Below are 21,746 nucleotides of genomic sequence, written 5' to 3'. Positions count from 1 at the left end.
AGCACCACTGCCTTTCATTTTCTAAAAAAAAATGCCTTGCGACCGTTTCTTCAACAAAACTTGATTGTTCAATAAAAAATTTAGCAAATTTTAAAGTAATATTGATTTTCATCCGTCTACGGAGTTATCAAACAAAAAGTTTTGCCAACAAACGAATCCCAAAATGTAATTTCTACGGTTGCCAATTACGGTAAACGCTTATTCAGTTTTATCCGCGGGCGGGTGAACACGGATGAGGATGCGGAAGATATTTTGCAGGATGTATGGTTTCAGTTGAGCAACCAGCCCGAGGCTGGAACGATCGAGCAGATTAGTGGCTGGCTTTATCGGGTGGCCAGAAATAAAATTACCGACAAGTACCGTAAGCAAAAAGATGTACTTATAGATGATTTGAGCTATGAGGATGAGGACGGAGAAATCAATTTCAGAGAGATATTGCTGGCAGAATCTTTCTCTCCTGAAGAGGAAAGTTTAAAAAAACTTTTTTGGGATCAGTTGTTTTTAGCTTTGGAAGAATTGCCGGAAAACCAGCGTTATGTGTTCGTTCAGAATGAGCTTGAAGACAGGACATTTCAGGAATTAGCGGATGAAACCGGCGAAAATATTAAAACTTTAATATCGAGAAAAGGCTACGCGGTGAAGCATTTACGTTCCCGATTACAAAATTTATATCAAGAATTTATTAACTATTAATTGAGCAGAAAATGATGAACAGAAAGTTTAGTAAAGGGAAGAAATTCATTTTCTTTTTACCGGTTGTGGCACTTATTGCCGCTGCTTTGGGTTACATTGTTATGTATTTATGGAATTGGATTTTACCGGATGTTGTGCATGCAGGGCGGTTAAATTTTTGGCAGGCGCTGGGCCTGCTGGTATTATGCCGGTTGCTTTTTGGCAATTTTAATAAAGGCGGTGGTAATAACAATCGCTTTAAGCAAAAAGCGATGGGCATGCGCTCAAAATGGCAGAACATGAACGATGAAGAACGGGCAAAGTTTAGAGAAGAATATAAAAGGAGATGCGCCGGATGGGGGCATCGCAACAAAGACTAATTTTAGCCAGCTTTTTAGCTGGCTTTTTTTTTGTACCATGATTCGCCAAGCCTACATTTCTGATTCATTCTTTTCTTACTTCGTGCAGTAAAATACTGCTTTTCAGGTCTTTTCCAACGCTGGGATTTTAGGGTTTAAAAACTTTTTTCTTTTTTTTTAAAGTAAAAGCAAGACTCTACCGTCTACCCTTTTAAATAACAAAATTTTAAAATGAAACAGATATTAAAATCAATAGGCTTCGGGATTGTGCTTGGCGCAGCCGCCTTCTTCATACCCTTTTTATTCAAATTTATCTTTGCTGTATTGTTAATCGGCTTAGTGTTTAGGTTGATTTTCAAACGCAGAATTTATCGCCATTTTACCAATAAATATGAGCGATTTGGCCATTACTATTCGCCAATAGTTCCGATAGATAACCAATGGTACAAACCTGCAATTCAAGGAAATGGTACAGTTCATAACGTTAACATAAATTATTAACCGATGAAAGCAATTAGAATATTATTAGCAATAGCTGCTGCAGGAGCAACATTTTATAGCCTCAACGCATTTGCAGTAAAGAATGGTTACCCCGATAGATTGGATTTTAGAAACAGGGATAATCTGGAAGATTGCAACCATCGGCCATCTAGAACCCATCTGTTAAGGCCGCACTACAGAGGAACGGTTGATACCTCAGTTAAAGCGACAGATAGCGTAAACCTTAATAAATAAGCCGATGTCTCTAGTTCTATTTTTAAGTGCGCCATTTGAAAGCGATGTTCAGCCAAACCTCGGTTTAGCCAGCGAGCTAATAACGCGTGGCGAAAAGGTAACATTTTTTAGCTCTGATGAATTTAAACAGCCTATTGAAGAAATCGGTGCAGATTTTAAAGCATACAATAAAGATTTAGATGTTTTTGGCAAGGTAAAAGACACAGGGAAACCGAAACCCGGTTTAATTACCGCGTTGTTAGAACCAATGAAATTTATCGATGACATTGTGGTGCAGATTCGGGGTTTAAAATTTGATTATGCGGTTTTTTCACCCTCTTATCCATACGCCAATATCATTTCACAGCTATTGGGAATTCCGCAAACAGCGCTTGGGGTTTCCAATTAAAATATTGGCTCTTCGCCAATGAATTAACAAACTAATAACAATTAAAATTAACAACATGTATAACGAAAATAGATGCCGTACAGGCAAAATGAATAGCCGTTGGGACAGAAACTTTGGCCACCATCACCATGGGAAATTTGCCCGCCATGCAGAAAAAATGTTTGGCGACAGACTAAGACGCGTACCTGCAAACATCGAAGAAACTGACGACAGCTTTATAATTCATCTTTTTGCGCCGGCCCTGGTTAAAGAAAATTTAAAGGTGATTACTAAAGATGATGTCCTTACCGTCTCTTACGCCCCGAAAGAGGAAGATGCCGGCGCAGAAAAGTTTAGCAGAAGAGAATACAGTAACGGTGCTTTCGAAAGGGCATTTGCACTAAACGGAAAAGTGTTAAGCGAAAATATCGCTGCAAAATATGCCGATGGAATTCTGAAAATTACCCTTCCTAAAAACCCCGAAACCAATATACCTGCAAAAGATATTGCAGTAAACTAAGTTTCGTCTATTATAATTTCTGAAGCCCCGCTTGTTTTACAATCGGGGCTTTTTTTTCTGCTGGAATTGGTTTCCAAATCATTTAACAAATCAAGTTTTAAGTCTTGTTTGCTATTCGCCGTATTTTAAGGTACTTTTGCTAAAATATATAAACATAACAGATTGAATTTTAACGACTTTAATTTTAACCCCGACTTATACGAAGGCCTGATGGCCATGGGGTATAAAAGCGCTACTCCGATACAAGAACAAGCCATTCCGGTAATTTTAGATAATCACGACCTTATTGCCTGCGCCCAAACCGGCACAGGAAAAACAGCCAGCTATCTTTTGCCGGTAATGGACAAGATTATGAGGGCGAAGGACAGGCACAACAATACTTTAATTTTAGCGCCGACCCGCGAGCTTGCCCAACAGATTGATTTACAAGTAGAAGCACTTGCATACTTTACCAATATTAGTTCGCTGGCGGTATATGGTGGTGGCGATGGAATTGCATACGAACAGCAAAAACGCTCGATGCGTGACGGTGTTGACGTAATTATAGCGACCCCGGGCCGATTAATGGCGCATCTATCTTCAGGTGTATTGAAGCTTGAACATTTACAACATCTTATTTTAGACGAGGCAGACAGGATGCTGGACATGGGCTTTTATGATGATATTATTCGGATTATAAGCTACCTGCCAAAAAAACGTCAGACGTTGCTTTTTTCTGCTACAATGGCGCCAAAAATCAGGACGATGGCCGGCAAAATTTTGCATGAACCGCAACAAATTACCATTTCCATTGCTAAGCCGGCAGAGGGCATTAATCAGCAAGCCTACTTCATTCACGACCAGCAGAAGCAAGCTTTATTAACTGATATTTTTAAAGATGGAACGTACAAGAGTGCGATCATTTTCGCATCTACAAAAGATAAAGTAAAGGCTTTATACAAAACTTTTAAAGGATTGGGCATTAAAGCGGATGCTTTCCACTCAGATTTAGGTCAGAAAGAACGCGAAGATATTTTGCTTTCGTTTAAAAATAAGAGATTACCAATAATTATCGGTACCGATGTCCTCTCTCGCGGGATTGATGTTGAAGGCGTTGATTTGGTAATTAATTACGATGTACCTGGCGACCCAGCCGATTATGTACACCGAATCGGTAGAACTGCAAGGGCTTCGACAAAAGGAACTGCAATTACGCTGGTTAACGGACGAGATAAACGAAAATTCGATAACATCGAAAAGTTAATTGAAAAAGAAGTGCCGAAAATGACTTTACCCGAGCATGTTGCTACTATGGAAATTACCCATGTAGAAGAGAAAAGACCACATCAAAACAAAGGAAACAAAAAGGTTTGGCACAAGAAAAAACCTAAGCCAACAAGTTAAACTTTATTTAGCATAAGCATGATATAGACTTTCTTGTTTCACAACTATTAAGGGTAAGTTAGTACATCAAAATAGAGAAAACATGAAAACAAATATCGGAATTTCCGCCGAAAACAGACAGGCTGTTTCAGAGCAGTTGGCTAAGTTGCTTGCTGATGAATACGTTTTGTATACCAAAACACGAAATGCCCATTGGAACGTTGAAGGTGCTGATTTTTTATCAAAACATAAATTTTTTGAAGAGCAATACCGTTTGCTAGAGGGATTTATCGACAGCGTGGCAGAACGAATTCGTAAAATTGGCCATTATGCACCGGCAACGCTTAAAAACTTTTTAGCTTTAACACATTTAACAGAGTATAGCGAACGGAAAAACGATAGTTTAGGCTACATTAAAGATCTTTTAGCAGACCATGAAACCGTTATTGAATTTATCAGAGGCAATATTAATCCGATTGCTGATGAATACGGAGATGCTGGAACGAGCGATTACTTAACCGGTTTAATGGAAGAGCATGAAGAAATGGCCTGGATTTTAAGAGCTCATTTATAGAATAAATATTTTAAGAAACGCGGATAAGAGAAATTTATCCGCGTTTCTCTTTTTCGTTATCTTTGCCACACTCAATGGCAAATTTCATTTTAATCGGCATATGCATCATCGCAGGAATACTTTTTCGCAAAAGCAAGACCTTGCCAAAAGACGCTCATAAAGGGATAAATGCCTGGATTATCTATGTCGCTTTGCCAGCCGTTTCCTTTAAATATCTTCCCCAGATAACCTGGACGAATGAACTGCTTTTTCCCGCCTTCGCTCCGGTTTGCGTTTGGCTGTTAGGCTGGGTTTTCATTACACTATACACTAGGTTTAGCAAAATTAGCAGGGCTACTTCGGGTGGCTTAAAACTGGTGAGTTCATTAAGCAACACCTCATTTATCGGCTTTCCATTAATTATTGCCTACTTTAGTGAAAAGGAACTGGCCATTGCCATAATCTGCGATCAGGTTACGTTTACTTTGCTATCAACAATTGGAATAGTGGTAGCCATTCGTTCCGCTCAGAAACAGACCCTAAGCCCAAAACTCGTTATTAAGAAAGTGCTGACTTTTCCGCCATTAATTGGCTGCATTTTGGCTTTAACCCTTCCCAAATTCATCAATCTATCGAGCCTTGATGTCCTTTTCGATAAACTGGCCGGAACTGTGGGCCCACTGGCATTGTTTTCTATTGGCCTGCAGCTGAAGTTTGGCGGTTGGTTTAGTGAAATTAAACACATCAGCGCCGCTTTATGCTATAAATTAATTTTAGCGCCTCTTGCGGTATCGCTTATCGCCTTACTTTTAGGCATGGCTGGAGTAATAACCAAAATAACAATTTTCGAAATGGCAATGCCAACGTTATTAACCGCGGCCGTTGTAGCAGACCAATATAATTTGAACCCGAAAGTATCGAATCTGGTGGTTGGAATCGGGATTTTGCTTTCGTTTATCACAACCGCGATTTGGTGGTTGGTGCTAAACTATTCTGGTTTAATTTAGTATATCAAAAGCCGTATCGTTTTCTGACATGAAGGAAAATGGTTATAACTAAAAGTGTTTAACACTCAGGCAAACTGATTGGAATGTTTGTCGCCAGGCCGCCGTCAGAAGTTTCTTTGTATTTGGCATTCATATCTAACGCGGTCTCCCACATCGTATTTACAACAGCGTCTAAACTCACCTTCGCCTTATCAGGATTACTTTGAAGCGCTAACTGGCTTGCTGTAATGGCTTTAATGGCACCCATGGTATTTCTTTCAATGCATGGGATCTGTACCAGGCCACCAATCGGGTCGCAGGTTAAACCAAGGTGATGTTCCATTGCGATTTCTGCGGCCATAAGTACCTGCCGCTGCGAACCGCCCAAACATTCTGTTAAGGCCGCAGCAGCCATAGCAGACGAAACACCGATTTCGGCCTGACAGCCACCCATTGCAGCTGAGATGGTTGCCCCTTTTTTAAAAATGCTTCCAATTTCGGAGGCACAGGCAATAAACTGAATTATTTTATCTTCCGAATAGCCATCGCAAAAAGTGATATAATATTGTAGAACAGCAGGAATTACCCCCGCAGCACCATTGGTAGGGGCGGTAACCACACGCCCGAAAGAGGCATTTTCTTCATTTACGGCAAGTGCAAAACAACTCACCCAATCTAAAATATAGTTAAATCCATTTCCGCCTTTTTTAATGGCTTCAACCCACGAATTGTAGTCGTGATATTCACTTTTCCCAATCAGTCGCCTGTTCAACGGAAAAGCCCTTCTCGCAACATCAAGGCCGCCTGGCAAAAAGCCGGTGGTATGGCAACCACGATAGATGCAATCTCTCATTACCGAAAAATGCTGAAGAATACCCGCCTTGGTAACCGATTCCGGACGCCAGGAAAGTTCATTTTCCATAACGATTTCACTCACCTTTAGCCCTGTAGATAAACACCAGTGAAGAAGCTCCTTCGCTTTTTCAACTGGAAAAGGTAAATCTACCTGAGGTTTTTGGCTGTTATCTTCACCTTCTTTTACTACAAAACCGCCACCTATTGAATAGTAGGTTTCGGAGAAAGCCTTTCCATTATTTAAAAATGCCTGAAATGTTACCGCATTGGGATGAAAAGGAAGACTCTCGGCAAAAAGGAAAAGCAGGTCGTTCTCGAAATCAAAGTCGATGGTGACATTACCTGCTAAGTTTAACTTTTTGTCCGTTTGGATTTTTTCAAACGTTGGCGTAACGGCATCAACATCAAAAGTTACTGGATCGGCACCCGTTAAGCCTAACAGTATTGCAACATCAGTTCCATGGCCTTTACCTGTTTTTGCAAGCGAACCATAAAGCAAGATTTTTACCATCTCCACAGTTTCTAAAAGACCATTTTCTTTTAAGGAAGCGGTAAATTGCTGGGCAGCCCGCCATGGCCCAAGCGTATGAGAACTGGAGGGGCCAATGCCTATTTTAAAAATATCGAAAACTGAGATTTGTTCCTTACTCATGAATTTAGCTAGTTATACAAAGCTAAGATTTGTTTTACGATTTAGCGTGAATTAATTTGTGTGTGATGCGTAAAAAATTTATCTTGCTTTGAATCTAAATAACGCTCAAAAATGGATTTTAACATACATACCTACGATCAGGTTGATTACCGGTACTGTCGGGCATCATCCGGCTTAAGGCTTGCAAATTACCTTATTGATGTAATTTTTATTTACATCCTAATGTTTGCACTGGGCTTCATCATTGCATTTATCGATCCTGGCATTATCGATTTTATTGATGATGGAATTACCGGACGCATTTTTAAAATGGTGTTTTATGGCGTCATCATGTCGTTTACTGAAGCAATGTTGAATGGAAAATCTATCGGAAAACTGATTACCAGAACCAGAGCTGTAAATTTAGATGGTAGCGACCTTTCGCTGGAAAAATCATTTACCAGAAATTTAATAAGAATTGTACCCTTTGATGGGATTACTGCTTTAGCAACGCCATCCGTTCCATGGCATGATAAGTGGTCAGACACAATGGTTGTTGTAGACAAGAAGGTTGCGCTGCAGCAAAGACACCTGGATTTAATTGAACCTTTTAAAAATCAAATTCAATAATTTCACCATCTTTCAGCATTTTCTCTACAAATTTTTTATGGTTTTTAGGTGTGCCGGTTGCCACCCAATTCCCGGTGATTACATTGTTAACCAGCTGGTGTTTTCCACGCTGTGGCTTTAGCTTATTTTCTTTAAAAACTTCTTCATAGCTTTCCAGATCGCCATGGGCATGCTGTTTTTTAACAATTCGATAGATGCGCTTGGTAAAACGGCGGTCGCCTATTTCTTCGATGAAGGGGAAAATAATTAGCGCTAAAAGTACCACACCCGTTACACCGATTGCCTGTTCGTAATAACCGGAACCCACGGCCATGCCTATTGCTGCAACAATCCAGATTATACATGCTGTAGTTAAACCCTTTACACGATTTTCTTCCTTAAAAATTACACCAGCGCCTAAAAAACCTATTCCGGTAACAATATTTGACGCAATTCTATCCTGACTTGTTGGGCCTATTTTGATGGAAAGAATGGTGAAAAGCGTAGCGCCCAAACCAATCATCATCATGGTTTTTAAACCTGCCGATTTACTTCGATATTCTCTTTCGGCACCAATCAGGCCACAAAGCAAGGTAGCGAGCAGAAACTTGTTGACTTCGCTTTGCGTAATGAAATGGCTGTTATCTAAGATATTGTTCATGGCCTTTAGGTTAACCAAGGCAAATTAGTAAAAATCGTAACATCTAAGGCCATTCGCCCTTCCATAATTTGTACTGTTCGACCAGTATTTTTCGTAGCCTAAACCAATTTCGGAAGTTCCACCGGTGTTGGTATAATTAATTTTTGAGGTGGTGGCGTCATGACTGATGCCAATCCTGAATTTCTCCCCGTTAGTTCTCCTGTTAAAAATATCAAAAATTACCGAGAACACGATTGCGTCGTTTCCGTTTGAGTTTCCATCATTTCTATACCAAATTCCTGCATTAATGCCCGCATATTTAAACTGGGTACCAAAACTAAAAGAAGTTACATTTTGCTGTTTATAGGCAACGATTGAAGGAATGAGGTAAGTTCCATCCCGATCGTACTGATCGGGAATTAAGGCAAGCTTATAGCTTAAATTACCCGAAATACGCATGGGTAACTTTGCCTGAAAACCTGCTAAAGATTCGTCGGGGCGATTTAAATGGTGCAACCCTACGCCGACCATAAAATTTTTGTAAACCAGATTTGTACCGGCGGCAGCATCAAAATAGAATCTGCTATCTATGTTTGGCCGTTCGGCACCAGAAATAACACCCGGTATAATGCCCGCAGTGCCATCAATTTGGTCGCCAAATACCAGTTTATCCCAATTCAGTTTTTGATTGGTTATTCCACCTTGCAAGCCGAACGAAAGGGTAAAATCATCTCCGCCAATAATATAAGAATAACTAAGGGCAATATTATTTTTCTGCAAATAAGCGGTTCCTTCGCTGCTTCGGTTAAAAATTAAACCAACACCACTATTTAGTTTTTGCAAGTTTAAATCTGCCGAGGCACTCATGTAAGAGAAATCGCCCGAAAGGCCCGTCCACTGGTTTCGATATAAAGCATTGAATCTGATATCGCCTTCAAACTGACCGGTTAGCGCAGGGTTTAAATAAACCGGCGCATTGTAAAATTGAGAATAAATGTGGTCCTGCCCTATTGTAATTAAAGGCACTACCATTATCAACAGCAATAAATTAATCCACCTGCTCATCATCTTATTAAATATATATTACCTGTTTTCTTTGGGGCCGACGAATCATATGTCATTCCTTTCCATTCGCCGCCATTTATAAACTTCACTTCAATTTTCCAATAATAAACCCCTTGTGGCTGCTCCTGACCATTATATCGGCCATCCCATCCTTCCAGCGGAGCACCGTCGTCTAGTTTTGTTGTTTCCCATAAAACCTGGCCCCATTTATTAAAAATCGTCATCGTCCAATTGTCAATGCCTCTGCCTTTGGCTTTAAAAGTCTGGAGTTCGTTTTTCTGGCTTGCCGGCATAAAGGAGTTTGGCACGTATAGAAAGCCCGGAACGCCTATTATGCGAACAGTTTGCGATGATGATGCCGAACAACCCTCTTTATTTAACACTTTAAGGGTAACCACATAATCTCCGGTGTTGGCGTAGGTGTGGCTTGGGTTTTGAAGTGTAGATTTTGTTCCATCGCCGAAGTTCCACTCCCAGCTTCCGGCACCATTTAAACTTGCGTCTCTGAAACTGAATGTAAAATTCGGAATGGATAACTCATTTCCGGGTAATACAGAGAAAATAGATTGAGGTGGCGGAACTAAGTTTATATAGTTTGGAATTACTGAAGTGTTGCTGCAGCCCTGAAGGTTATATGCAGTTAAGGTAACCGTATAATTTGTGGCGGCTCCAACAAAGGCGTGCTCCGGCTCAAAGGCTGTTGAGGTGGTCCCATCGCCGAAATCCCAAAGATAATTAACCGCATTTTTACTGTTGTTTTTAAATTTGATAACAGTTCCGCTACAGCCAATTGTTTTATCGGATGTAAATGCTACTGTTGGTTGGTCGAGCACAACAATTGTTTCTGTTGTAGAGGCATTCGAGCAATCGTTCGAGGCGTATAAGGTAACCACGTACGAGCCCGGTTTTGTAAAGGTGTGCGCAATCATTTCCGGCGCTGTATTGGTAAGTGCAGAACTACCATCTCCGAAATCATAATAGAATGTACTTCCACCCTTGGTGTTATTAAAGAAATTAACAGTAAGCGGTGCGCAGCCTCTTAGCTCGGGGGCGTTTACAACAAGTTCGGGCACGATGTTGTTTGGTGAAACCCTAACAGTATATTGTGATTCACTAACGCCGCAGTCATTTCTGGCAGTCATTTTAACTACGTAATCTTTAACAACAATTGTGGTATAAGTATGCGTAACACTATTTTTATCATTTGTAGTTAAGGTTGTTCCATCGCCAAAATCATAAGTAAAACTCGTGTAGTTGCCCGGCGAGGTGTTACTAAAGGTTGTGGTAAAAGGCGAACAGCCTGAAGTCTTATCGGGTGAGAAGGCCGAAATGGGCAATGCTTTCACCAAAATCGTTGATGTTTTCGTTATCGTTCCGCAAGGGGTGGTCGCATCCAAAGTTATGGTATAGGTAATGTCTTTCCCCAAGGGATCTGGTTGATAAATAACAGTAGGCGGAGTAGCGAGATTTGAGGTTACGCCATTACCAAAATCCCATTTAAATGTGGCATCAGTAAGCGAGCTGGAAGTGTTGACCGCAATCAAACTAAGTGGCCCGCAGCCATCTGTAACGTTTTGCGTAAAGTTGGGCGTTACCGTTTTAAAGGTGGAGAAAGTATGAGTGGCTTCGTCATTTCCACAACCTGAAGCCGTGGTTACTGCTAATTTTATAACTACGCTTGCATTACCGGCAGTTATGGTATAGTCAGGAAAAGTTGCCCCTGTTCCAATCTGAACATTATTTGCAAACCAGGTATAGGTTGCATTCTGGGGATAATTTCCTGCCTTTATATTAGCGGTTGTTAACAAAAATGGCGCACAAGCTATATCTGTGGTAAAAATAATTTCTGCCTTTGCTGGCTGGTTAACGGTAATGGTAACCGTATTGCTAATATTTTGTGAACCACCAGGGCATGCGCCGCTCGACACCAACCTGCGGTAACGAATGGTAACGGTTGGCTGCGGAGGCAGGAAATCTTTAGCAGTTGCGGCGGTAATGTCGGCCCAGGTTGTGCCGTCCAAACTTTGTTGCCATTGATAACTAAAGTTAGAGCCATCTGCCCCTGTTGGCAGCGTACCGGTTAACGATGAAACGACATCGCCGATGCAAATGGTTTGATTTGCCAAAATGGTGTTATTGGCAATTGCCGGCAATGCATTAATTGTGATGCGATTGCTTTCTGAAATACAAACGCCGCTGGTTACCATTCTTCTGAAATAAGTTAGCGCCGTTACAGTAGCGGTTAAGTTTTGCAATGTACCACCCGGCGTAACATTTAACCAATTGACATTATCGCTGCTTTTTTGCCATTGATAAGCATAAATCCCGGTGCCGCCGGTCGGTAAATCTCCTGTTAAAACAATGGTTTGGCCCGAGCAAACAGTAGATGATGGCGTGTTAATGGTATTCGCAATAGGTTTGGGATAAGTAATTGTGACCTCATCATAACTACCTGGACATGCGCCTCCATTAATCGTCCACCGGAAAGTATAAGACTTTTCAGGAGCAATACCAGTAACCGTTGTGTTCCACTGGTTTGGCGCATCAATAGACACCGTCGGACCAGAAATCTGTGTCCAGGTACCGGGTATATCGCTATTACCGGCCAATGTGGCTGTATTTCCGCTACAAATGCTTTTCTGATCTTCTCCTGCATTTGCGCCCTGAACAATTACGGTTTGTGGTGCCGATACGACCGGACCGCAGGTGCCTGTTGTAACGCTTAGTGTTATGGTGTATGTACCCGCTGTGGTGAAGTTGAAGATTGGATCTTTACTGGTTGCCGATGTATTACCAGCGAAGGAAACGGCGGGAGTTACCGTCCATAAATAAGCACTAACTGCGCTGCAAGTAATATCAGTAATTGAAGAATTTACAGGAGCCAGGTTATATGGCGCACACACTGTAGTTACTGGCAGTGTAAAAATTGGCGTTGGTGGGTTTTGAATACAGATTTCCTGTTCAACCGGGTCGGCATCGCAGGCGCCCGAACTTACGGAGGTTAATCTGATGGTGTGGCGCCCGTTTGTTAAAAATTTGTACACCAAATTATAAGAACGGGGTTTATTCTGTTGAACTAACACCCCATCAACAAACCAGTTATAGGTTACGGTATTTGGAGAACATGCTGCAGATGTTGTATTCGGGTTTTCGCCTAAAAGCGATGTATTTATAAAAGTGATATCAGTATTGCTACAGGCCGGGGTATCGAACTGGAACCTGTTTTCGGGTTTTACCACAACCTTTGCGTAAGCCAGCAGTGGCGAACCAAGGTTACCGCAAAAATCGTTGGCAACCCTAATGGTAACATCGAACGCATTGTAAACCGTTCCGCTACTTGTATTCGATGCCCGCCCGCAAGAAGACCTCGTGTAATTGTGGCTAACCCTGCCCGCCGCTTGCTGAATCTCACAATAGGTGTAAGAAGTTGAGCTTCCGTCGCCCCAGTTTATCACGTATCTATCTCCAGGGAAGTTATTTAAAATTCCGCTTTGCGTTAAATCAACAGCAAACTGGTAATTGGCCAATGGCAGGCATACGGGTGTGTTGTTTAAAGTTGCAAAAGCAGTAATGGCCTGATTGTTTATTATTAGATAGGCTTTGGTACCAACAGTTCCATCAGGCATCGTAGCCTTGGTAAAAACGGTATAGTGTGCAAGCTGAGCAGTAAATGTTTTAGGCGCATCGAGATTTAAAACAGTATTCGTTTTTGAAATCTCATTGGTAATGCTTGCTGTAACTGTGGCTGCGGAAGTCGACCCGTTATTTAAATTCAGCGTGTAATTATCACGCGTGGTACAAGTACCGAAGGTTTCGGCATTTGTAGCCAATAATTGCGATGACGTTATCTTTGCAGCAACAGCTGCTCCTGCTTTTATTTCGAAGGGAGCGGAAACTGTGCCAACAAGTGCCGGTGCTGTCGATTTTACGCGTACCTGGTAGTTTGTGCCTGCGGGCGTTCCGGGCGGAATGATGCCGTTTACATAGGTGCTGTAAAAACCGGTGTAGGAACCGATTAACTTCTCACCAACAAAATTTCCATTTTGATCAGATAGATAGAGCTCGAACACATTACCTTGGGTGATACACGAATTCGCTGCTATGGTAAAAGTTGCAGCAATTGTACTGCCCGGTGTGTAAGGCCCAGGGTCTACTGCGTTAGTGGTCAGCGCTTGCGAATAAGCAAAACTTACGGAACACAAAAAAGTTAGGAAAACAACAATAATACGCGTAATCTTTCTACACCAGGTCTTCATAAATCGTTAACAATAGGGAATTGCCTTAATAGAAGAAGTTTGCGAAGAAAAATAACCCTGCCATTTGCGAGGATATCGTAAGTGGCAACAAAAACGTTAATTTGCTTGGTAAATATTTATCGATATGACTTTCTTCCAATTATACAATTGCGAAACTACCGAAATGAAGGAAACCTATTTAAAATTTTACACGAATGCGGACTTTCGAAAACATCAATTTCGTGAAAAGACGCTTTTTTAGGGTTTTTTTCAACAAAAAATCCCCCAAAACTTTAGTTTTGAGGGATTTATTTTTACACGTAAATTTATTTGTCGTACGGATTACATCATGCCACCCATGCCACCGCCACCCATTGGAGGATGTGCTGAAGCACCTGCTTCTTCAGGCTCGTCTGCTAAAACAACTTCAGTTGTTAATAACATCGCTGCAATAGAAGCTGCATTTTCTAATGCCACACGAGAAACTTTAGTCGGGTCGATAACACCGGCACCAATTAAGTTTTCGTAAACATCAGTACGGGCATTGTAACCGAAATCTGCTGTACCTTCTTTAACTCTTTGTACAACGATAGAACCTTCAATACCTGCGTTTTCGCAAATCTGACGTAATGGTTCTTCAATTGCACGGCGAATAATTTGAATACCTGTATTCTCATCTTCGTTAGCACCTTTCAAATCAGCTAACGCGGCAACCGCACGGATGAAAGCAACACCACCACCAGCAACGATACCTTCTTCTACAGCTGCACGAGTTGCATGTAAAGCATCATCAACACGATCTTTTTTCTCTTTCATTTCAACTTCAGAGGCTGCACCAACATAAAGAACTGCAACACCGCCAGCTAATTTAGCCAAACGCTCTTGTAATTTTTCTTTATCGTAATCAGACGTAGTAGTTTCAATTTGCGCTTTAATCTGGCTAACGCGAGATTTAATATCATCTGAATTACCAGCACCATTAATAACGGTTGTGTTGTCTTTATCAACAACAACTTTCTCAGCAGAACCAAGGTAAGTTAAATCAGCATTTTCTAATTTATAACCTCTTTCTTCTGATACAACGATACCGCCTGTTAAAATTGCGATGTCTTCTAACATTGCTTTTCTTCTATCGCCAAAACCTGGTGCTTTAACAGCAACAACTTTTAATGAACCGCGGATTTTGTTAACCACTAATGTAGCTAAAGCTTCACCATCTAAATCTTCAGCAATGATAACCAATGGTTTACCAGTTTGAACAGTTTTTTCTAAAACCGGCAACAATTCTTTCATGTTGCTGATTTTCTTGTCGTAGATTAAAATGTAAGGATTATCTAATTCCGCTTCCATTTTATCTGCATTGGTAACGAAGTATGGAGATAAATAACCTCTGTCAAACTGCATACCTTCCACAGTTTTAACTTCAGTTTCTGTTCCTTTTGCTTCTTCAACAGTAATAACACCATCTTTACCAACTTTACCCATTGCCTCAGCAATCAGGGCGCCGATAACCTCATCATTGTTAGCTGAGATAGATGCTACTTGTTTAATTTTGTTATTGTCTTCACCAACAGTTTGCGATTGAGCTTTCAGGTTCTCTACAACTGCTGCAACAGCTTTATCAATACCACGTTTTAAATCCATTGGATTTGCACCCGCAGCTACGTTTTTAATACCTGTAGTAATAATTGCCTGAGCTAAAACGGTAGCAGTTGTCGTTCCATCACCCGCGATATCTGCAGTTTTAGATGCTACTTCTTTAACCATTTGAGCACCCATGTTTTCAACCGCATCTTTCAATTCGATTTCTTTAGCAACCGTTACACCATCTTTGGTGATGGCCGGAGAACCAAATTTTTTATCGATAATTACATTACGGCCTTTCGGACCTAAGGTTACCTTTACTGCGTTTGCTAAGATATCTACACCACGTTTCAGGGCGTCGCGAGCTTCTACGTTATATTTTACTTGTTTTGACATTTTGATTTAAGATTTTAGAATTACGATTTACGATTTTTAAATCGCCTCATCTTATAAATTTAACTTTCTACTATTACTTATAATTATCCAACTACCGCGTAGATATCAGTTTCACGCATAATCAGGTAGTCTTTACCTTCATAAGGGAATTCGGTACCGCCATATTTACCATAAATTACAACATCGCCAACTTTTACGCTAGCTTTTTTACCGTCTGCATCCTCTTCAGAAACGGAAACTACAGTTCCTTTAGATGGTTTTTCTTTCGCAGTATCAGGGATATACAAACCCGATGCAGTTTTTTCTTCTGCCGCAGCCGGTTCAACGATAACTCTGTTCGAACTGCCAGCAATTGGTTTAAGGTTTAACGCCATAACTTTTTATTATTTTTTATTTTGATTTAAGTTTTTAACTAAGCATACAATTAACACTTTTTATGCCAATAGCATTTCAGGGACAAATTTGCACCTGTACTGTCAAATTTTTAAACAAATAGAGAATATAGCAAAAATTTGGGTGTCAGCTTGGCAGAGGAAATTTGCTTGTGTTGACAATATTTATTGCTATAAAATACCCTTAACAACAAAAAAGCTTTCCCTTTTGAGGAAAGCTTTTCAAGCTGATATTAGCTTAATTATTTTTTTGTAGTATCTGCAGTTGCAGGTTTTGCAGGCGCAGGCGTATTTGTTGCACCGCCACCAAGTGGAGAAGGCGAAGGCATTTTGTTTAAACGATCCTGAATTTCAGTATTGCCAGTTGCAGCAGCGCCGCCGTTAGTTTTGGCAATTGTGGTAATTGATAACGTTAAAACAACGATAACAGCTAACAAAACCCACGATCCTTTTTCCAAAACATCGCCAGTACGTTGCACACCAAACATATTGCTGGTACCACCGCCAGTTGCCAAACCACCACCTTTAGGATTTTGTACCAATACAAATAAGCCTAAAGCAACACAAGCAACAATTAATAAAATGATTAAAAGGGTTATCATGATAAAATATATTTTATAATTTCTTTTCTATAGATTGGATAAGGTCGGCAAAGTAACCACTTTTTTCTGGATATTTCAAACTTAATTTTTTATAAGTATCTATGGCTTTGTGGTAAAGCATTTGCTCTATGTAAATCTTCGCTAATGTTTCCGAAACAAGGTCGTAATGGTCTTCTGCGCTTTTTTTAGCTTTATTCTCATTATCTATCTGCTCTGGTTTCGGTGGTTTTATTGTTGGGTCTTCTTTTAAAAACCGTTCAATAATCTCTGCGCCTTTGGCATCTTTAACTTCTGCCGCCGGGTATTCAGCCAAATGGTCGGCTACTTCAAAAGGCGTTTGGATGTGAAAAATGTGCTCCACATATTGCTGCTGAAATTCTGCCTGTTGCTGATTTTGCTGTTGTGGCGCCCTGGCCAGTTCAGGCTTTGGTTGCGCATAAGGCTGAAAAATTTGTTCGTGTTCTTTACGCGTTTTCGCCAGCCACCATAAAAAGGTGTAGGGAAGCTGGTCATCATCGTACTTAGAAACAAAGCTATGCTCAGGTTCATCCGGTACAACGGTTTCAATTTCAGGCACTACAGTAACATCGGTACTCGCCTGCTGTTCGAAAGCGAAGAAATCAGTTGAGGCAACACTTTCTATAAAATTTTCTTCATCTGCCGGTAAGTCCATTAAATGGCTATCAATGCCCGGTAAGTTGTTTGGCGTTTCTATATGTATGGCATCTGCAACAAGAGGCTTTGCGTCTTCGCTACTTTCAATCGGTTCATCGAAAACCTTCACTTCATCAATGATGTTCTCCTCATCAGTTTCTGCAGAGTCAGTTTCTAAAATTTTTGCTTCCAAAGCCCCATCATCCGCAATTTCCTGCTCATTAACAGCTTCCATTTGTAGCAAATTATACAAAACTGTTCCATTGCTATATAACGATGCACCAGGAATGTACGCATCATCTGCTTTTGCCAACAACAACCGAATTGGCTGTGCATACGGATATTGCGCAAGCATTTCCTTTAGCATAGGTACATGCTCTTGCTTAACCTTTCCGGGTTGCGCCAATAAATTTGCAAGTAGCTGTTTGTTATCCATTGCCTTGGTTTGCTGCTAAGATAAATAATGCATGCGGTTTTTAAAATTTTATAGTCCTTTTTGCGTGTTTTAGTCCGTATTCCAGTATTTAGTTCTCTTCTAATTTTAAGAAGCGCAGGCTTTGTGAATAAAATTAAATTCGTTCCCGTTTTACGCTTTACTCCGCTAAACAGCCGAAAAGGCTGTTGCTACGTGTTCGCTTCAACCGGGGCTAATTTGCAAAAACGGTGTTCTATTTTAATGGTTTGCAAGGCGCAAAAACCCTGGTTTATAAACCTGATAGAGCGGATAGCCCGCAATCCCGATTTTTCATCGGGAGAGGACTAAAGCGATAGCAGGACTACAGGCCGCCAAAAGTACAGCAACATAATTTTTCAAATCACTTCAAACTATTTTATGCCAGGCACATATAAAATCTTTGCGTTTAACACCATTTACAAAAACAAATTTTTATGCTATTAGCTAATTCCGGCCAGCCGAAAACTACCATTGAGCAAAAGCCCTGTTAAAAATATCTTCGGTAAGTTGCTTATTTATCGACTCAATTGCCTGTGCCTGCAGCCCTTGTATGGAACCGCCAACCGGGAAATCGTAAAAACGGGTAAAGCTTTCTTCAAAACTTTCCTTTTCGTGGTCTTTAATGTTGTTAATATATTTTACCGCAATTGTAATGGTTAACCTGTTGTTGGAAGCCGTTGGCGTAGCACTCGAAGTTAAGGCAACCGGCCTGATTTCGTAGCCGGTAATATTGCCCTGAAAAATTGCATCGCCTTCATTTGGGGTTATGCTTAGCTTTGTTTGACTGCGGATACGGGATTTTAAGGCCTCCGTAAATTGCTGACTCAAAGTAGGGACAACGAGCTGTGCATTGTTTTCGAAAAAGCGCACCGTTACCGTTTTCAACCCCTCTGTAGATGCGCCACTAAAAGTATAGGCACAAGAACTTAGTGTTGCGATTAAAAGGATTGGAAATATTTTGATTTTCATAAAATGACCTATAAACTTAATTCTTTAATCTTTCTGTAAAGTGTGCGTTCGGAAATGCCCAATTCCTGAGCTGCAAACTTGCGTTTGCCTTTATGTTTTTTAAGCGCTTTCTTTATTAAATCAGATTCTTTGTCAATCAACGATAATGATTCTTCTACTTCTTCCGCATCATGCGCAAAATTGTAGTCGGCATTGTTATTGCCATTATTATTGTTTGGCGTTGGTTGCTGAATGGTAAAACCATGTTCCTGGCCCGCAGGCAATTCAACATCTCTGTAAAGTTGGTTTATGTATTGAGGATTATCTGCCAAAACCGTAGCCGTATTGCCGCCATGCTGAATAATTTCAGCAACCAGCTTTTTAAGCTCAACCATATCTTTCTTCATATCGAAAAGCACTTTGTACAAAATATCTCTTTCTGTAAAATCCTCTTTCGATTGCGAATTAATGGTCATCGGTAAATTGTTCCCAGCTTCGTTCGGGATGTAGTTTAAAATGGCCTGCCCCGTTACATTCCTGTCTTTCTCGAGCACACAAATTTGTTCGGCAATATTTTTTAACTGCCTAACGTTGCCCGGCCAGCTGTAATTGGTTAAAATGTTTACAGCTTCTGGTTCCAGGTGCAAACCCGGACTACGGTATTTATCGCTAAAATCAGCGGCAAATTTTCTAAAAAGCAGGTAAATATCTTCTTTACGCTCGTGCAGGGCTGGAATACGAAGCGGAACCGTGTTTAACCGGTAATATAAATCTTCACGGAATTTGCCGTTTTTAACCCTATTATAAACATCTACATTTGTTGCTGCAATAATGCGCACATCAGTTTTTTGAACTTTCGATGAGCCAACGCGTAGATATTCGCCACTTTCTAAAATCCGCAACAAGCGGGCCTGCGTTCCGAGGGGAAGTTCTGCAACCTCATCCAAAAAAATTGTTCCGCCATTGGCAACTTCAAAATAACCTTTCCTGGCTTCATGTGCACCAGTAAAAGAGCCTTTCTCATGGCCAAACAGCTCCGAATCTATTGTTCCTTCCGGTATGGCGCCGCAGTTAACAGCAATGAAAGCGCCGTGTTTACGTGCGCTCATCTGGTGGATAATCTGCGAAAAAACCTCTTTACCACTTCCACTTTCGCCGGTAATAAGCACCGACATATCTGTTGGCGCAACCTGACTAGCAATATCTATAGCACGATTAAGTAGTGGCGAATTGCCTATAATACCGAACCGTTGTTTAATATTTTGTGTATCCATTCTTTAAGGTTGAAAGTTAAAGTTTAAAAGTTGACAGCCTGTAGGCGCATACAACACTTCAAAACCCAACTATAATCAATAACTTTTTTATTTTGTATAAGTTTTGAACCCGCACCGGCCGCCTTGTTAATTTGCTGTTTCCGACCCTAAAAACCAGAATTGACAACATGGAACTAACTAAACTATCTTTCCAATCAGCGTTGCTGATGTACATCTCTCAATGTAAACATTTGCATACTGGCCAGGTTTTACGCCTTCAATAGCAGGAAAAATTGCCATAGCGCCGCTATCGCCCCTGCCGCAGTAATCGAGGTCAGACTTTTTCGAAGTACCCTCAATTAACACCCGAATTGTTTTACCAACCCATTCTTGTAAACGCATTAAAGAGTGCGCTTGTTGTTTGGCTAAAATTTCTGCAAGTCTGCGTTTTTTAACTTCTTCAGGAATATCATCTGCCAATTTACGGGCAGCTAAAGTTCCAGGCCGTTCAGAATATGTGAAGTTATAAGCAAAATCATACTCTACATAGTCCATCATGCTTAATGTTTCCTGGTGCTCCTCTTCAGTTTCGGTACAAAAACCCGCAATAATATCTGTAGAAATGGCGCAACCCGGAATAATCTTTTTAATGGCATCAATACGATTGATGTACCACTCGCGGGTATAGGTTCTGTTCATCAATTCCAAAACACGTGTATTGCCAGATTGAACCGGCAAGTGGATGTAATTGCAGATGTTATCGTATTTAGCAATTGTATGTAAAACCTCGTCGGTAATGTCTTTAGGATGCGAAGTAGAGAATCGAACTCTTAAATCAGGATTAACCAAAGCAGTTTGCTCCAAAAGCTGCGCAAAATTCACCGTTTCGGTACCGTCTTCTGAAGTCCACGTGTAGGAATCTACGTTTTGGCCCAGTAATGTAACCTCGCGGTAACCGGCATCGAATAAACTTTGTGCTTCTGCAACAATAGAGTGTGCATCCCTGCTGCGCTCACGACCGCGGGTAAACGGCACCACACAGAACGAGCACATATTATTACAGCCACGCGTAATCGATATAAAAGCAGTAATTCCGTTGCTGTTTAAGCGCACCGGACTAATATCTGCATAGGTTTCCTCGCGGGATAAAAGAACATTAACTGCCTTATGGCCACTTTCCACCTGCTCAATTAAGTTTGGCAAATCGCGGTAAGCATCCGGACCAACAACTACATCAACCAAACGCTCTTCTTCTAAAAATTTAGATTTTAAACGCTCTGCCATACAGCCTAAAACACCAACAATCAGCTTCGGATTGCGGCGTTTTTCTACACCAAATTGCGATAAGCGGTTTCTAACCCTTGTTTCGGCATTCTCACGAATAGAACATGTATTTATAAAAATTACATCCGCCTGGTGGTAATCGCCCGTGGTTTCAAATCCTGTTTCTGAAAGTATTGAAGCAACAATTTCGCTATCTGCAAAATTCATTGCACAACCATAACTCTCGATGTATAATTTACGGGCATCGGCTGTAACCGGTGTTTCTAAAACCAGCGCCTCACCTTGCCTTGCTTCATCATGCGTCTTATCCTGTACTTGTAAATCAATCATTATTTAAAAACTTTTGGGGATTGCAAAAATACATAAATAAAATTAAAAGTGACAAATTGACATATTTAGTTTGAATATTTACAAACCAATTATTAACAGCCATTGCTTTAAAGTAAAGGTAATGAGCCTTTGGCCGTAAATACATTACTTCGAACTGATTTTGGTTAACAAAACCCTGATATTATTAAAGCATTGGCGAAATCTCTTATCGCCCCTAAAGTATCGCCGCCGACTTTAGCCGGGCGATTTTGGCGCTGCAA

21 protein-coding genes are annotated in these 21,746 nt (G+C 40.8%); 10 read left to right on the top strand and 11 right to left on the bottom strand.

Annotation, left to right across the window (positions count from 1 at the left end; all coding sequences use genetic code 11):
• Positions 1-141 precede the first annotated feature (141 nt).
• From ASG14_RS01420 to ASG14_RS01380, 9 genes are all read left to right on the top strand, one after another.
• Entirely contained in the window at positions 142-693 is a 552-nt protein-coding gene (locus ASG14_RS01420; protein ID WP_056869286.1) for an RNA polymerase sigma factor, read from the top strand.
• Positions 694-704: 11 nt separating this feature from the next.
• Positions 705-1,052: a hypothetical protein gene (locus ASG14_RS01415; protein ID WP_056869285.1), complete on the top strand. Its 348-nt coding sequence runs from the start codon at positions 705-707 to the stop codon at positions 1,050-1,052.
• Between the two features lie 210 nt (positions 1,053-1,262).
• Positions 1,263-1,532, top strand: a complete 270-nt coding sequence (locus tag ASG14_RS01410) for a hypothetical protein (RefSeq protein ID WP_056869284.1) — start codon at positions 1,263-1,265, stop codon at positions 1,530-1,532.
• Positions 1,533-1,535: 3 nt separating this feature from the next.
• A complete protein-coding gene (locus ASG14_RS01405) occupies positions 1,536-1,766 on the top strand; it encodes a hypothetical protein (RefSeq protein WP_056869283.1) in 231 nt (76 codons plus the stop codon).
• Between the two features lie 4 nt (positions 1,767-1,770).
• Positions 1,771-2,154, top strand: a complete 384-nt coding sequence (locus ASG14_RS01400) for a hypothetical protein (protein WP_056869282.1) — start codon at positions 1,771-1,773, stop codon at positions 2,152-2,154.
• A gap of 55 nt (positions 2,155-2,209) precedes the next feature.
• Complete coding sequence (locus ASG14_RS01395; protein ID WP_056869281.1) at positions 2,210-2,653, top strand: Hsp20/alpha crystallin family protein; 444 nt, start codon at positions 2,210-2,212, stop codon at positions 2,651-2,653.
• A gap of 162 nt (positions 2,654-2,815) precedes the next feature.
• Positions 2,816-4,036, top strand: coding sequence for a DEAD/DEAH box helicase (locus tag ASG14_RS01390; protein WP_056869280.1), 1,221 nt, complete (start codon positions 2,816-2,818; stop codon positions 4,034-4,036).
• Between the two features lie 82 nt (positions 4,037-4,118).
• Positions 4,119-4,589: a Dps family protein gene (locus ASG14_RS01385; RefSeq protein WP_056869279.1), complete on the top strand. Its 471-nt coding sequence runs from the start codon at positions 4,119-4,121 to the stop codon at positions 4,587-4,589.
• 74 nt (positions 4,590-4,663) lie between these two features.
• The gene (locus tag ASG14_RS01380) at positions 4,664-5,575 is read left to right on the top strand and encodes an AEC family transporter (protein WP_056869278.1); all 912 of its coding nucleotides are present in this window, start codon (positions 4,664-4,666) and stop codon (positions 5,573-5,575) included.
• A 58-nt stretch (positions 5,576-5,633) separates the two neighbouring features.
• Here ASG14_RS01380 and ASG14_RS01375 read toward each other — a convergent pair whose 3' ends face one another.
• On the bottom strand, positions 5,634-7,016 hold the full coding sequence (locus ASG14_RS01375; RefSeq protein ID WP_369817217.1) for an L-serine ammonia-lyase: 1,383 nt from the start codon (positions 7,014-7,016) through the stop codon (positions 5,634-5,636).
• Between the two features lie 156 nt (positions 7,017-7,172).
• Between ASG14_RS01375 and ASG14_RS01370 the strand changes: the two genes are divergently transcribed.
• The gene (locus tag ASG14_RS01370; RefSeq protein WP_056869276.1) at positions 7,173-7,670 is read left to right on the top strand and encodes an RDD family protein; all 498 of its coding nucleotides are present in this window, start codon (positions 7,173-7,175) and stop codon (positions 7,668-7,670) included.
• Here ASG14_RS01370 and ASG14_RS01365 read toward each other — a convergent pair.
• The 10 genes from ASG14_RS01365 to miaB form a co-directional block, all read right to left on the bottom strand.
• On the bottom strand, positions 7,651-8,310 hold the full coding sequence (locus ASG14_RS01365) for an MgtC/SapB family protein (protein WP_056869275.1): 660 nt from the start codon (positions 8,308-8,310) through the stop codon (positions 7,651-7,653). The genes ASG14_RS01370 and ASG14_RS01365 overlap by 20 nt on opposite strands.
• A gap of 24 nt (positions 8,311-8,334) precedes the next feature.
• A complete protein-coding gene (locus tag ASG14_RS01360) occupies positions 8,335-9,354 on the bottom strand; it encodes a PorP/SprF family type IX secretion system membrane protein (RefSeq protein WP_255352775.1) in 1,020 nt (339 codons plus the stop codon).
• Positions 9,354-13,610 (bottom strand): PKD domain-containing protein, encoded by a 4,257-nt coding sequence (locus ASG14_RS01355; protein WP_056869273.1) that lies wholly within the window; start codon positions 13,608-13,610, stop codon positions 9,354-9,356. Before ASG14_RS01355 ends, ASG14_RS01360 begins: the two co-directional genes overlap by 1 nt.
• A 321-nt stretch (positions 13,611-13,931) precedes the next feature.
• Entirely contained in the window at positions 13,932-15,569 is a 1,638-nt protein-coding gene (groL, locus tag ASG14_RS01350; RefSeq protein ID WP_056869272.1) for a chaperonin GroEL, read from the bottom strand.
• Positions 15,570-15,652: 83 nt separating this feature from the next.
• Positions 15,653-15,943, bottom strand: coding sequence for a co-chaperone GroES (gene groES / locus ASG14_RS01345; RefSeq protein ID WP_029281770.1), 291 nt, complete (start codon positions 15,941-15,943; stop codon positions 15,653-15,655).
• A gap of 260 nt (positions 15,944-16,203) precedes the next feature.
• Positions 16,204-16,563: a preprotein translocase subunit SecG gene (gene secG, locus ASG14_RS01340; RefSeq protein WP_056869271.1), complete on the bottom strand. Its 360-nt coding sequence runs from the start codon at positions 16,561-16,563 to the stop codon at positions 16,204-16,206.
• A gap of 13 nt (positions 16,564-16,576) precedes the next feature.
• Positions 16,577-17,653: a hypothetical protein gene (locus ASG14_RS01335; RefSeq protein ID WP_056869270.1), complete on the bottom strand. Its 1,077-nt coding sequence runs from the start codon at positions 17,651-17,653 to the stop codon at positions 16,577-16,579.
• A gap of 483 nt (positions 17,654-18,136) precedes the next feature.
• Positions 18,137-18,640 (bottom strand): LptE family protein, encoded by a 504-nt coding sequence (locus tag ASG14_RS01330; protein ID WP_056869269.1) that lies wholly within the window; start codon positions 18,638-18,640, stop codon positions 18,137-18,139.
• An 8-nt stretch (positions 18,641-18,648) separates the two neighbouring features.
• The gene (locus ASG14_RS01325; RefSeq protein ID WP_056869268.1) at positions 18,649-19,893 is read right to left on the bottom strand and encodes a sigma 54-interacting transcriptional regulator; all 1,245 of its coding nucleotides are present in this window, start codon (positions 19,891-19,893) and stop codon (positions 18,649-18,651) included.
• Between the two features lie 177 nt (positions 19,894-20,070).
• Positions 20,071-21,486: a tRNA (N6-isopentenyl adenosine(37)-C2)-methylthiotransferase MiaB gene (miaB, locus tag ASG14_RS01320; protein WP_056869267.1), complete on the bottom strand. Its 1,416-nt coding sequence runs from the start codon at positions 21,484-21,486 to the stop codon at positions 20,071-20,073.
• Positions 21,487-21,746 lie beyond the last annotated feature (260 nt).

The organism is Pedobacter sp. Leaf194 (assembly GCF_001423945.1).
Lineage (GTDB): Bacteria > Bacteroidota > Bacteroidia > Sphingobacteriales > Sphingobacteriaceae > Pedobacter.
This window is presented reverse-complemented; position numbering and strand designations above follow the sequence as displayed.

Bases quoted from the DNA above. Each gene is read 5' to 3' on its own strand.
- groL (WP_056869272.1), bottom strand. From the start codon at position 15,569: ATGTCAAAACAAGTAAAATATAACGTAGAAGCTCGCGACGCCCTGAAA.
- secG (WP_056869271.1), bottom strand. From the start codon at position 16,563: ATGATAACCCTTTTAATCATTTTATTAATTGTTGCTTGTGTTGCTTTA.
- groES (WP_029281770.1), bottom strand. From the start codon at position 15,943: ATGGCGTTAAACCTTAAACCAATTGCTGGCAGTTCGAACAGAGTTATC.
- ASG14_RS01330 (WP_056869269.1), bottom strand. From the start codon at position 18,640: ATGAAAATCAAAATATTTCCAATCCTTTTAATCGCAACACTAAGTTCT.
- ASG14_RS01380 (WP_056869278.1), top strand. From the start codon at position 4,664: ATGGCAAATTTCATTTTAATCGGCATATGCATCATCGCAGGAATACTT.
- ASG14_RS01415 (WP_056869285.1), top strand. From the start codon at position 705: ATGATGAACAGAAAGTTTAGTAAAGGGAAGAAATTCATTTTCTTTTTA.
- ASG14_RS01335 (WP_056869270.1), bottom strand. From the start codon at position 17,653: ATGGATAACAAACAGCTACTTGCAAATTTATTGGCGCAACCCGGAAAG.
- ASG14_RS01355 (WP_056869273.1), bottom strand. From the start codon at position 13,610: ATGAAGACCTGGTGTAGAAAGATTACGCGTATTATTGTTGTTTTCCTA.
- ASG14_RS01370 (WP_056869276.1), top strand. From the start codon at position 7,173: ATGGATTTTAACATACATACCTACGATCAGGTTGATTACCGGTACTGT.
- ASG14_RS01365 (WP_056869275.1), bottom strand. From the start codon at position 8,310: ATGAACAATATCTTAGATAACAGCCATTTCATTACGCAAAGCGAAGTC.
- miaB (WP_056869267.1), bottom strand. From the start codon at position 21,486: ATGATTGATTTACAAGTACAGGATAAGACGCATGATGAAGCAAGGCAA.
- ASG14_RS01410 (WP_056869284.1), top strand. From the start codon at position 1,263: ATGAAACAGATATTAAAATCAATAGGCTTCGGGATTGTGCTTGGCGCA.
- ASG14_RS01395 (WP_056869281.1), top strand. From the start codon at position 2,210: ATGTATAACGAAAATAGATGCCGTACAGGCAAAATGAATAGCCGTTGG.
- ASG14_RS01400 (WP_056869282.1), top strand. From the start codon at position 1,771: ATGTCTCTAGTTCTATTTTTAAGTGCGCCATTTGAAAGCGATGTTCAG.
- ASG14_RS01405 (WP_056869283.1), top strand. From the start codon at position 1,536: ATGAAAGCAATTAGAATATTATTAGCAATAGCTGCTGCAGGAGCAACA.
- ASG14_RS01385 (WP_056869279.1), top strand. From the start codon at position 4,119: ATGAAAACAAATATCGGAATTTCCGCCGAAAACAGACAGGCTGTTTCA.
- ASG14_RS01360 (WP_255352775.1), bottom strand. From the start codon at position 9,354: ATGAGCAGGTGGATTAATTTATTGCTGTTGATAATGGTAGTGCCTTTA.
- ASG14_RS01325 (WP_056869268.1), bottom strand. From the start codon at position 19,893: ATGGATACACAAAATATTAAACAACGGTTCGGTATTATAGGCAATTCG.